The sequence below is a fragment of the Streptomyces sp. genome (assembly GCF_035563135.1).
Lineage (GTDB): Bacteria > Actinomycetota > Actinomycetes > Streptomycetales > Streptomycetaceae > Streptomyces.
In genome coordinates, this window is the sequence record NZ_DATMVN010000297.1 from 1 (window position 1) to 12,815 (window position 12,815).

The following is a 12,815-nucleotide window of genomic DNA, read 5'->3' on the forward strand; positions in this document are numbered from 1 at the left end:
CCGCCGCGGAGGTCGCGCCGGCGGCCGCCGAGAAGCAGGCCCTCACCGCGGCCCGGGCCGACGGCTCGAAGAGCACCGCGGCGAGCAAGGCCCCGCGCAAGGTCGTCTGGGCGGCGAGCGGGACCCCGCGGCTCGCGTACGAGACCGTGGTCGGCGGCCTCCAGCACGACGGCACCCCGAACGAACTGCACGTCATCACGGACGCCTCCTCCGGCGCCAAGCTCTACGAGTGGCAGGCCATCGAGAACGGCACCGGAAACACCCAGTACAACGGCACGGTGACGCTGGGCACCTCCGGCTCCTCGGGCTCGTACAACCTGACGGACGCCGCGCGCGGCAACCACAGGACGTACAACCTCAACCGCGGCACGTCCGGTACGGGGACGCTGTTCTCCGGGCCCGACGACGTCTGGGGCAACGGCAGTCCGTCGAACCTGGAGACCGCAGCGGCCGACGCGCACTACGGGGCCGCGGAGACCTGGGACTTCTTCAAGAACGTCATGGGGCGCAGCGGCATCAGGGGCGACGGCGTCGGCGCGTACTCCCGCGTCCACTACGGCAACAACTACGTCAACGCCTTCTGGTCCGACAGCTGCTTCTGCATGACCTACGGCGACGGCAGCGGCAACGCCAAGCCCCTGACCTCGCTGGACGTGGCGGCCCACGAGATGACGCACGGCGTCACCTCCAACACCGCCGGTCTCAACTACAGCGGCGAGTCCGGCGGCCTCAACGAGGCCACGTCGGACATCTTCGCCGCGGGTGTGGAGTTCTACTCCGACACCGCCGAGGACCCGGGCGACTACCTCGTCGGCGAGAAGATCGACATCAACGGCGACGGCACACCGCTGCGTCACATGGACAAGCCGAGCCAGGACGGCGCGTCCAAGGACTACTGGTACTCGGGCATCGGCTCGGTCGACGTCCACTACTCCTCGGGCCCGGCGAACCACTTCTTCTACCTGCTCTCCGAGGGCAGCGGGGCCAGGACCGTCAACGGGGTCTCCTACAACTCCCCGACGTCCGACGGACTTCCGGTGACCGGCATCGGCCGGGACAAGGCGCTGCAGATCTGGTACAAGGCGCTCACCACGAAGTTCACCTCCACCACGAACTACGCTGCGGCCCGCACCGGCACCCTCGCCGTCGCCGGCGAGCTGTACGGCACCACGAGCCCCGAGTACGCCGCGGTCGCCCACGCCTGGGCCGGCATCGCGGTGGGCGCCCGTCCCGGTGGCGGCACCGACCCCGACCCGGGTGGCAAGGTCTTCCAGAACACGACCGTCAAGGCACTCGCCGACCGGAGCACCACCAGCTTCCCGGTGGTCGTCAGCGGGGTCACCGGCAACGCGCCCAGCGACCTGTCGGTGGCGGTCGACATCACCCACACCTACCGCGGTGACCTCGTCCTCGACCTGGTCGCCCCGGACGGGACGGCGTACCGCCTGAAGAACTCCTCGTCGAGCGACTCCGCGGACAACGTGGTGGCGACCTACACGGTCAACGCCTCCTCCGAGGTGGCCAACGGCACGTGGAACCTGAGGGTCCAGGACGCCTACTCGGGTGACACCGGCACCTTCAACAGCGTCAAGCTGACCTTCTGAGCACCGTGCGGAGGCGCTGAGCAGGCGTCGCCGCGGAACACCCGCCGGTCAGCGGGACGGCCCCGGGGAGCGTGCTCCCCGGGGCCGTTGCGGCTGTCGCCGTCGCGGCCGTCAGCCGGGGGAGCCGGCGCCCCGGCCGGGAACGTTCTGCTCGGCCCAGACGATCTTCCCGGTCGCCGTGCGGCACGAACCCCACCTGCGGCACAGCAGGTTGATGAGCTGGAGCCCCCGGCCGCCCTCGTCGCTGACACCGGCGTGCTGGATCTGCGGCAGGTCGGGCCCGGTGTCGGCGAGCTCCACCTGGAGCCGCTCACCGCACAGCAGCCGGAGCCTGCCGGGACCGCCGCCGTAGCGCAGGGCGTTGCCCACCAGTTCACTGACCACCAGTTCCGTCACGTCGGCGAGTTCGGCCAGGTCCCACCGCGCGAGCTGCTCGGTGACCAGCTTGCGCGCGGTGGAGGCGGGGTTGCCCTCCGCCGGCAGGTCCCACTCCCGCAGCCGCACCCCGGGGGACAGCTCGTGGCCCCCCGCGACCAGCAGCACCGCCTCGTCGAAGCGGCCGTCGTCCGCCCGTGGGGAGGTGAGCGGACCGCCGGCGTCGAGCTGTTCGGGCGCCATCGCCGCCACGGACGCGCGCAGACCCTCCAGCTGGACGTCCACGTCGTCGGCGCGCGTCTTGATCAGGCCGTCCGTGTAGAAGACGAGCCGCCCTCCCGCCGGGCCGCGCACCCGCAGCGGGTCGTAGGGGACGACCCCCGCGCCCAGCGGCGCCCCGGCCGGTACGTCGAGGTAGCGGGCGGTCCCGCCCGCGTCCACCAGCAGCGGCGGCGGATGGCCGGCACTGGCGATCGTGTAGCTGGAGTCCGCCGGGTCGTAGACCGCGCACAGACACGTGGCGACCTGGTCGTCCTCCAGGTCGCGGGTGGCCATGTCGAGCCGGGCGAGCAGCCGGTCGGGGGCGATGTCCAGCATCATGAGCGTACGGGCGACGGCCCGCAGCCGGCCCATCGTGGCGGCCGCGGGCAGCCCGTGGCCGGTGACGTCGCCGACCACCAGGGCCGTACGCCCGCTGGGGAGCGCCACCACGTCGTACCAGTCGCCGCCCACCCCGTGCGCGTCGACGGCCGGCGCGTAGTGGGCGTGCACCCGCAGGCCGGGGGTGTGCGGGGTGACACGCGGGAGCAGGGAGCGCTGGAGCGAGACGACGTGCTCGCGCTCGCGCCCGTAGAGCCGGGCGTTGTCCATGAACACCGCGGCCATGGAGGCGAGTTGGCTCGCCAGCTCCAGGTCGGCGCGGCTGAAGGGCGGGCTGTCGCCGGCGCGTACGAAGTCGGCGGAGCCCAGCAGGACACCACGGGCGATCAGCGGCACGGCCATGTAGCTGTGGACGCCCTGACGGCGCATCGCCACCGCAGCGCTCGGCGTCGGCGCGACGCGCTCGTAGTCCTCCAGGAGCATGCGGCTGACCAGCACGGACCGGCCGTTGCGCAGGCACTCGGTGGTCAGCAGCGTCTCCCGGCGCTCCCGGCGGTCGACCACCTCCCCCACCGGGGAGGGTTCGAGCCCCTCCAGCGCGTCGATGGCCCGCACCGCCATGGCCCGGGTGACGGGCACCGCCGCGCCCGTGACGCGCTCGCCCTCCTCGCCGCGCAGCACGGACTCCAGCAGATCGACGGCGGCGCCGTCGGCCAGTCGCGGGACGCTGTAGCCGGCCAGCTCCTGGGCCGTCCGCTCCAGGTCCAGCGTCGTGCCGATCCGGGTGCCCGCCTCGTTGAGCCAGCGCATCCGGGCCGCGGTGGTGAAGCGGTCGCCCCTGGGCGGGCCGGCGGGTTCCGGCCGGCGGATGTGCAGCTGCCGCGAGGTGCCGTTCTGCGCGGCCAGCCGACGGGTCAGGCGTCTCGCTCGGCCTCCGCCCCCGTTCACCGTGCTGACCTCCACTCGCGCCCTGTGGGGCGCCTCGCTGTCACACCGGTGGCTGCGGGGCCACCTCGGCAGGGCTGTCATGTTAGCGAGACCACGGCGAAAACACCCCTGCCGGTTTCCGGCGGACCGGCGGGTCGGCGGGCCGGCTGACCCGCGGACCGGCCGACGGGCCGGCGGACACAGGAGTGGGCCCGGCGCGGCGCCGCGCCGGGCCCACCGTGTGCGGGGCGTCAGCGCAGGAGCATCCCGCCGCCGTCGCCCGTGGCCGCGTTCGGCACCGCGACCAGGCCGAGTTCGGCACCCGAGGCGAGCAGCGGATGCGCGGGCAGGACGCGCACGGTGTAGCCGTAGGGGCCCGTACGGTCCAGGGCGAGCGGGCCCTCGTAGAGCCAGCGGTCCTCCAGGTCGTGACCGCCGGCCGGTTTCAGCGGGAACGTCCGGGCCCCGGCGATCGCGTCCCCGGAGTCGACCCGCCCGGCGACCACCTGCACCTCCACGTCCTCCGGGTCGAGGCCGCCCAGGGCGATCCGGACCCGCAGCGCCAGGGTGGACCCCAGCTCGGCGGAACCGCCGACGACCGTGCCGGCGGAGGCCTCCACATGGTCGACCGCCACCTTCGGCCAGGCCGTGCGGACCCTGGCCTTCCAGGAGGCGAGCTCACGGGCGGCGGCGGGCTCCAGCGCCCTGCGGGACAGCGCGGCGGGAGCGTAGAGCCTTTCGACGTACTCACGCACCATGCGGCCCGCGAGGACCTTGGGGCCCAGGGTGACCAGGGTGCGGCGGACCATCTCGATCCACCGCTCGGGCAGGTCCTCGGCGTTGCGGTCGTAGAAGCGGGGGGCCACCCGGTCCTCGATCAGCGCGTAGAGGGCGCCCGCCTCCAGCTCGTCGCGCCGCTCCTCGCCGGTGGCCGAGCCGTCGGCGGTGGGGATCGCCCAGCCGAAGTCGGGCTCGAACCACTCGTCCCACCAGCCGTCGCGCACGGAGAGGTTGAGGCAGCCGTTGAGCGCCGCCTTCATGCCGCTGGTGCCGCAGGCCTCCAGGGGGCGCAGCGGATTGTTGAGCCAGACGTCGCAGCCCGGGTAGAGCTTCTGCGCCATCCCCATGCCGTAGTCCGGCAGGAAGACGATGCGGTGGCGTACCCGCGGGTCGTCCGCGAAGCGCACCAGCTCCTGGACCAGCCGCTTGCCGCCGTCGTCGGCGGGGTGGGCCTTGCCGGCGACGACGATCTGGATCGGGTGCGTCGGGTGGAGCAGCAGCTCCCGCAGCCGGTCGCGGTCGTGCAGCATGAGCGTGAGGCGCTTGTACGAGGGCACGCGGCGGGCGAAGCCGATGGTCAGCACGTCCGGATCGAGCACACCGTCGATCCAGCCCAGTTCGGCGGTGCCCGCGCCGCGCCTGCGCCAGGAGGCGTGGAGCCGTTGGCGCACCTCGGTGACGAGCTGTTCGCGCAGCCCCCTGCGCAGCTCCCAGATCTCCCGGTCGGGGACGGCGGCCACGGTGTCCCCGCGCCCGGGGATGCCTGCGGCCCCGTCGTCCGCGCCGGTCTCCCGGCCGGTCCCGGCTCCGCCTCCGCCTCCGGTGAGGGCGTTCTCGGCGCGTCCGGAGCCGGACGCGCGGGCGCCGAGCCGGAGGACTTCGGGCGCGACCCAGGTCGGGGCGTGCACCCCGTTGGTCACCGAGGTGATCGGCACCTCGGAAGGGTCGAATCCCGGCCACAGCCCGGAGAACATCTCCCGGCTGACGGCTCCGTGCAGGGTGGAGACCCCGTTGGCGCGCTGGGCGAGCCGCAGCCCCATCACCGCCATGTTGAAGAGGTCGGGCGCACCGCCGGGGTAGGTCTCCATCCCGAGGCGCAGGATCCGGTCCACGCCGACCCCGGGCAGCTCGCCGTCGTCACCGAAATGGCGGGCCACGAGCTGGCGTTCGAAACGGTCTATCCCGGCGGGCACCGGGGTGTGCGTCGTGAAGACCGTGCCGGCCCTCACGACCTCCAGTGCGGCGTCGAAGTCGAGGCCCTGCTCGGAGAGCTCCCGGATGCGCTCCAGGCCGAGGAACCCGGCGTGCCCCTCGTTGGTGTGGAACACCTCGGGGGCCGCGTGGCCGGTCAGCCGGCAGTAGGTGCGTACGGCGCGCACACCGCCGATGCCGAGCAGCATCTCCTGCAGCAGCCGGTGGTCGCTGCCGCCGCCGTAGAGCCGGTCGGTGACATCGCGCTCGCCCGGGGCGTTCTCCTCGACGTCGGAGTCGAGGAGCAGCAGAGGGACGCGCCCGACCTGGGCCTGCCAGACGCAGGCGTACAGCGAGCGGCCGCCGGGCAGGGCGAGCACCACCCTGCTGGGGGTGCCGTCGGGCTCCCTCAGCAGGGTGAGCGGCAGCTCGTTGGGGTCCAGGACGGGGTAGTGCTCCTGCTGCCAGCCGTCGCGGGACAGGCTCTGGCGGAAGTAGCCGTGCCGGTAGAGCAGGCCGACCCCGATGAGCGGCACACCGAGGTCGCTGGCCGCCTTCAGGTGGTCACCGGCCAGGATGCCCAGCCCGCCCGAGTACTGGGGCAGGGCGGCGGTGACCCCGAATTCGGGTGAGAAGTAGGCGACGGCGGCGGGGAGCTCCGCGCCCCGGGAGAGCTGGTCCTGGTACCACCTCGGGCCGCCGAGGTACTCCCGGAGGTCCTCGGACACCTCGGTGAGCCGGTTCATGAAGTGCTGGTCCCCGGCCAGCTCGGCGAGGCGTGCCGCGGAGACGGCGCCGAGCAGACGCACGGGGTCGGCGTCCGCGGGGCGCCAGCCCTCCGGGTCGGTCGCCTCGAAGATCTGTTGGGTCTCGGTGTGCCAGGACCAGCGCAGGTTGTGGGCGAGGTCGCTGAGCGGTCGCAGGGGTTCGGGGAGGACGGGACGCACGGTGAATCGACGAATGGCCTTCACGTATCCCACCTTTACAGGGGACGTACGGATCCGAGGGGACGCACGACGGCGGGCGCCCGCTCCGTCACCCTCGACGGTAGTGGTGTGCCGCCGTACGCGGCCACGGCGCGCGGCCGGCTCAGTGCGCCCGGCCCGGCACGGTCCGCCCGCCCCCCTCGCGGCACCGCACCGCGTGCGCCCTCCCTCTGACGGCTCCTGGGTCACGTCGGTCACCACCGCCTCACCCGTACGGCGGGTCCCTGGCGCCTCATGAATCAGATGCGCCAGTTACGCCCCTGTTCGTCACGGGCGATATGGCTGATTTCCCCTCCTCACGCGGACTTGTGACACCCCGCACCACGGGGAAGGCTTCGGAGGTGCCCGTGTGACGGCCGGGGGACCGGCGCGCGGCCCACAGCGCGTGCACCGGTTGCACCCAGGAGTTGACACGCCATCGGGTTGGCCGCCCGAAAGCGGTGGGAAGGCTCCCCCGGTAGCACCCCCGCGCTGCACATCCCAGGTGTTCCGGTCCGAGCACGAACCACCCGCGCACCTGCCATTCGACTGCCATTCGAGTGAACGCGGACAGGAGCGGCCATGCCCACAGCCCGCCAGCGGACGACCGAGCAGCTACAAAGGACGCAACCCCACCATCGCGGCGCGCGCGGTCAGCCCCTCACACCCACGTCCCACGCCGTGCATGCCGAGCTCCGACCCCCAGGTGATTCCATGATCGGTCGCATTCCCGTCCTGGACGTCCGTCCGCTCGTCGACTGCGGCAGACGCCCCGCCAAAGCCGTCGCCGGCGAGACCTTCGAGGTCAGCGCCACCGTGTTCCGTGAGGGGCACGACGCGGTGGCCGCCAACGTCGTCCTGTGCGACCCGAACGGACGGCCGGGCCCCTGGACGCCGATGCGCGAGCTCGCGCCGGGCACGGACCGGTGGGGCGCCGACGTCACCCCGGAGTCGGAGGGGCCCTGGACGTACACCGTCGAGGCGTGGAGCGATCCGGTCACCACCTGGCGCGCACACGCGCGGATCAAGGTCCCGGCGGGCATCGACACCGAACTGGTCTTCGAGGAGGGCGCCGAGCTGTACGCCCGCGCCGCCGAGGGCGTGCCCAAGAAGGACGGGCGCGAGGCCGTGCTCGCCGCCGTCGACGCCCTGCGCGACACGGGCCGCCCGGCGGCCTCCCGGCTCGCGGCCGCGCTGGCCGCCGAGGTGGACGAGGCGCTCGGCCGTCATCCCCTGCGCGAACTGGTGACCGCGTCCCGGCCGCTGCCGCTCACCGTCGAGCGCCGGCGCGCGCTGTACGGCTCCTGGTACGAACTGTTCCCGCGCTCCGAGGGCGCGCGGCCGGCGCCGGTGGAGCCCCCGAAGCCGGCCCGGAAACCGCGGGCCACGAAGACCGCCAGGACCACCGCCGCCGCGCGGAAGAAGGCTCCGTCGGTGACCGCGGAGCTCCCCGCACCTGCTCCCGCTCCCGCCCCCGCTCCCGCTCCCGGGATGATCAGCGGTACCTTCCGGACCGCCGCCGAGCGCCTTCCCGCCGTCGCCGCGATGGGCTTCGACGTCGTCTATCTCCCGCCGATCCACCCCATCGGCACCACGCACCGCAAGGGCCCCAACAACAGCCTCAGCCCCGAGGCGGGCGACCCGGGCGTGCCCTGGGCGATCGGTTCGGCCGAGGGCGGCCACGACGCCGTCCATCCCGATCTCGGCACCCTGGAGGACTTCGACCACTTCGTCGCGACGGCCCGCACGCTGCGGATGGAGATCGCGCTGGACTTCGCCCTCCAGTGCTCCCCGGACCACCCCTGGGTGACGGAACATCCGGAGTGGTTCCACCACCGCCCGGACGGAAGCATCGCCTACGCCGAGAACCCGCCCAAGAAGTACCAGGACATCTATCCGATCGCGTTCGACTCGGACATGCCCGGGATCGTCACGGAGACCGTGCGCATCCTGCGGTTCTGGATGGAGCACGGCGTACGGATCTTCCGTGTCGACAATCCGCACACCAAGCCGGTGGTCTTCTGGGAGAAGGTGATCGCCGACATCAACCGCACCGACCCGGACGTGATCTTCCTGGCGGAGGCCTTCACCCGTCCCGCGATGATGCGGACGCTGGCCTCGGTCGGCTTCCAGCAGTCGTACACGTACTTCACCTGGCGTAACACGAAGCAGGAACTCACCGAGTACGTCACCGAGCTTTCGGGCGAGAGTTCCTCGTACATGCGGCCCAACTTCTTCGTGAACACGCCCGACATCCTTCCCGGGTACCTCCAGGAGGGCGGCCGTCCCGCCTTCGAGGCCCGGGCCGTGCTGGCCGCGACGCTGTCCCCCTCCTGGGGCGTGTACGCGGGCTTCGAGCTGTGCGAGAACACCCCGGTGCGTCCCGGGAGCGAGGAGTACCAGGACTCCGAGAAATACCAACTCAGGCCCAGGGACTGGGAATCGGCGGAACGTGAGGGCCGCTCGCTCGCCCCCCTGATCACCTCCCTCAACCGGATCCGGCGTCGCCATCCGGCGCTCCAGCAACTGCGCGACGTCCACTTCCACCCGGTGGACAACGAGGCGCTGATCGCGTACAGCAAGCGTTCCGGTCCGGACACCGTCCTGGTGGTCGTCAACCTCGACCCTCACCACACCCAGGAGGCCACGGTCTCGTTGGACATGCCGCGTCTCGGCCTCGACTGGCACGAGAGCGTGCCGGTGCGCGACGAGCTCACCGGCGACACCTATCACTGGGGCAGGACCTTCTATGTGCGCCTGGAGCCGGGTACGGCACCGGCGCACATCGCGGTCCTGCGACCGTCCCCGCCGACCGGAGGGTCACCCACACCATGATCGTCAATGAGCCTGTCCATGACCTGTTCGAGGACACTCCCGCCAAGGACCGCGATCCCGACTGGTTCAAGCGCGCCGTCTTCTACGAGGTACTCGTCCGGTCCTTCCAGGACTCGAACGGGGACGGCGTCGGTGACCTCAGAGGCCTCACCGCCAAGCTGGACTACCTGCAGTGGCTGGGCATCGACTGCCTGTGGCTGCCGCCGTTCTTCAAGTCGCCCCTGCGCGACGGTGGTTACGACGTCTCCGACTACACCGCAGTGCTGCCGGAGTTCGGCGACCTCGCCGACTTCGTGGAGTTCGTCGACGCCGCGCACCAGCGCGGCATGCGCGTGATCATCGACTTCGTCATGAACCACACGAGTGACCAGCACGACTGGTTCCAGCAGTCGCGCACGGACCCGGACGGCCCCTACGGCGACTACTACGTCTGGGCCGACGACGACAAGCAGTTCCCAGACGCGCGGATCATCTTCGTCGACACCGAGACGTCCAACTGGACCTTCGACCCGGTCCGCAAGCAGTACTACTGGCACCGGTTCTTCTCGCACCAGCCCGATCTCAACTACGAGAACCCGGCGGTGCAGGAGGAGATCATCTCGGCGCTGCGCTTCTGGCTGGACCTCGGCATCGACGGCTTCCGTGTGGACGCCGTGCCCTACCTGTACCAGCGCGAGGGCACCAACTGCGAGAACCTCCCCGAGACCCACAACTTCCTCAAGCGGGTCCGCAAGGAGATCGACGCGAACTACCCGGACACCGTGCTGCTGGCCGAGGCCAACCAGTGGCCGGAGGACGTCGTCGACTACTTCGGCGACTTCCCGTCCGGCGGCGACGAGTGCCACATGGCGTTCCACTTCCCGGTGATGCCCCGGATCTTCATGGCCGTGCGCCGCGAGAGCCGCTACCCGGTCTCGGAAATCCTGGCGAAGACCCCGGCGATCCCGTCGGGCTGCCAGTGGGGCATCTTCCTGCGCAACCACGACGAGCTCACGCTCGAAATGGTCACGGACGAAGAGCGCGACTACATGTACGCCGAGTACGCCAAGGATCCGCGGATGCGGGCCAACATCGGCATCCGCCGGCGTCTCGCGCCGCTCCTGGACAACGACCGCAACCAGATCGAGTTGTTCACGGCGCTGCTGCTGTCCCTGCCCGGTTCCCCGATCCTCTACTACGGGGACGAGATCGGGATGGGTGACAACATCTGGCTGGGCGACCGCGACGCCGTACGCACCCCGATGCAGTGGACTCCCGACCGCAACGCCGGCTTCTCCTCCAGCGATCCGGGGCGGCTCTACCTCCCCACGATCATGGACCCGGTCTACGGCTACCAGGTCACCAACGTCGAGGCGTCCATGGCCTCGCCGTCGTCACTGCTGCACTGGACGCGCCGGATGATCGAGATCCGCAAGCAGAATCCGGCGTTCGGGCTCGGTACGTACAGCGAACTGCCGTCGTCGAACCCCGCGGTGATCGCGTTCACCCGTGAGTACAAGGACGACCTCGTGCTGTGCGTCCACAACTTCTCGCGGTTCGCACAGCCGACGGAGCTCGATCTGCGCGCCTTCAACGGACGTCATCCGGTCGAGCTGATCGGCGGGGTGCGCTTCCCCGCCGTCGGCCAATGGCCCTACCTGCTGACACTGGCGGGGCACGGTTTCTACTGGTTCCGGCTGCGGAAGGACGCTCCGGTCGGCTGACCGCCGGCCGACGGCGCCTCACCTCCGGGGCGCCGCCGGCGGGGCGGTTTCCACCGCCCCGCACGGGGCACTCTCCCCCATATCGAGCTCTTCGGGCTCCTTCGGGCTCTTCCTGGCCCATTGATCGAGTCCGTACGGACTTTTCCTCACCCGACACGTCCCGCACAGCCGGACAGCCATTGCCGCAATCCGGGACACTCTTCGCATCCTGTGGTGTGCCCGGGGAAAGGACGCGATGCCATGTCGGAGGCTGCATCCACTCGAGTCGCCCTGGCGAAGAGCACAACATCGAGAAAGACAGCAAGAAGACATACGACGAGTCCGACGGGCCCCACGGCGCTGCTGCCGTCGCTCGCCCCGCTGCTCCACGAGTGGGTGCCCCGTCAGCGCTGGTTCGCGGGCAAGGGGCAGCCCGTCACCGGCTTCTCCCTCGTCGCCGCCACCGAGATACTGCCCCTGGACGCCGCGGGCACGGGCCCCGGGCTGCTGCATCTGCTCGTCCGGGTCCACCAGTCGAGCGGCCGGCCCCCGCACCCCCAGGGGGACTGCTACCAGCTCCTGCTCGGCGTGCGCACCACGCTGCCCCCGCTGCCGGCCGGGGCGATGATCGGCCGGATCACGGAGGGGCCGCTGGCCGGCCGCACCCTGTACGAAGGGCTGCACGACCCGCGCGTCGCCGACCTCCTGCTGGAACGATTCCGTAACCCCGGTTCTCTCGGTCCGCTCCGCTTCGACCGGGCGGAACCGATCCCTCCGGGGCTCACCCCCCGCTTCCTGGACACCGAGCAGTCCAACTCCTCGCTCGTCTACGGGGACGCCCTCATCCTGAAGATCTTCCGCCGGGTCTTCCCGGGGACCAACCCGGATCTCGAACTGCCGCTCGCGCTCGGCCGTGAGGGCTGCGGCCGGGTGCCCGCCCCGGTGGCCTGGTTCGAGGCGACGACGAGCCCGGAGCCGCTCACGCTCGGCGTGCTGCAGCCCTTCCTGCGCGGAGCACAGGACGGCTGGCAGCTCGCGCTCGCCGCTCTGGCCGCCGGGCGGGACTTCCTGCCCGAGGCGCACGCGCTCGGCCGCGCCACCGCGGAGGTGCACACGGCGCTCGCCGCCGCACTGCCGACGCCGCCCCTGGCCCACGACCGCACCAGGCACCTGGTGGCCGGGATGGTGGAGCGCCTGGAGGCCGCCGCCCGGGCGGTCCCGGCACTCGTCCCGTACGTACCGGGGCTGCGCACCGCCTTCGACGCCGTCGCGGAGCTCGGAGGCACGGGGAGCGGCTGGGCGGCGCAGCGGATCCACGGTGATCTGCACCTCGGCCAGACCCTGCGGGCGGAGGACGGTTTCTGGTCGCTGATCGACTTCGAGGGTGAGCCGGCCAGACCGCTGCCCGAGCGCCGCAGTCCGCAGCCGACGGTGCGCGACGTCGCGGGGATGCTCCGCTCCTTCGACTACGCGGCCCGCTCGCACCACCCGTGGAACTCCGAGTGGGCGGCCCGCTGCCGCGCCGCCTACTGCGAGGGCTACGCCCGCGCGGCGGGCTCCGATCCACGCGCCGAACCGGAGCTGCTGCGCGCCCACGAGACCGACAAGGCGGTGTACGAGGTGCTGTACGAGGCCCGGCACCGCCCCGACTGGCTGCCGGTCCCCATGGCCGCCATCCAGCGCCTGGCCGCCGCACCCTCATGACCCCCACCTCCCCAGCACCCATCCTTCGAGCCTTCCGAGGAGGCAGTCCCTGTGACCGCCCGCAAGCCGTCCCGCAAGACGCCCGAGCCCGTCGAGGTACCGCCCACGGCGAAGCCGGTGACCGCCGAGGTCACGGCGGCCGCCCCGGCCGA

Annotated in this window: 6 protein-coding genes; 4 read left to right on the forward strand and 2 right to left on the reverse strand. The window is 71.7% G+C overall.

The features are described from left to right. Nucleotides 1-1,604, forward strand: a 1,604-nt coding sequence (locus VN520_RS13055; RefSeq protein WP_325747060.1) for a M4 family metallopeptidase, incomplete at its 5' end; no start/stop codon positions are given. Nucleotides 1,605-1,715: 111 nt separating this feature from the next. Here VN520_RS13055 and VN520_RS13060 read toward each other — a convergent pair. Continuing rightward, the gene (locus VN520_RS13060) at nt 1,716-3,527 is read right to left on the reverse strand and encodes a SpoIIE family protein phosphatase (RefSeq protein WP_325747061.1); all 1,812 of its coding nucleotides are present in this window, start codon (nt 3,525-3,527) and stop codon (nt 1,716-1,718) included. A 230-nt stretch (nt 3,528-3,757) separates the two neighbouring features. Then, nucleotides 3,758-6,448 carry an alpha-glucan family phosphorylase gene (gene glgP / locus VN520_RS13065; RefSeq protein WP_325747062.1) on the reverse strand — a complete coding sequence of 897 codons (2,691 nt, stop codon included), beginning with the start codon at nt 6,446-6,448 and terminating at the stop codon, nt 3,758-3,760. A gap of 708 nt (nt 6,449-7,156) precedes the next feature. Between glgP and VN520_RS13070 the strand changes: the two genes are divergently transcribed. The 3 genes from VN520_RS13070 to VN520_RS13080 all read left to right on the forward strand — a co-directional run bounded on the left by VN520_RS13070 (nt 7,157) and on the right by VN520_RS13080 (nt 12,663). Continuing rightward, entirely contained in the window at nt 7,157-9,277 is a 2,121-nt protein-coding gene (locus tag VN520_RS13070; protein ID WP_325747063.1) for an alpha-1,4-glucan--maltose-1-phosphate maltosyltransferase, read from the forward strand. Next, on the forward strand, nt 9,274-10,980 hold the full coding sequence (treS, locus tag VN520_RS13075; protein WP_325747064.1) for a maltose alpha-D-glucosyltransferase: 1,707 nt from the start codon (nt 9,274-9,276) through the stop codon (nt 10,978-10,980). The genes VN520_RS13070 and treS overlap by 4 nt, the downstream gene beginning before the upstream one ends. A 240-nt stretch (nt 10,981-11,220) precedes the next feature. Further along, entirely contained in the window at nt 11,221-12,663 is a 1,443-nt protein-coding gene (locus VN520_RS13080) for a maltokinase N-terminal cap-like domain-containing protein (protein ID WP_325747065.1), read from the forward strand. The last annotated feature ends 152 nt before the right edge of the window (nt 12,664-12,815 follow it).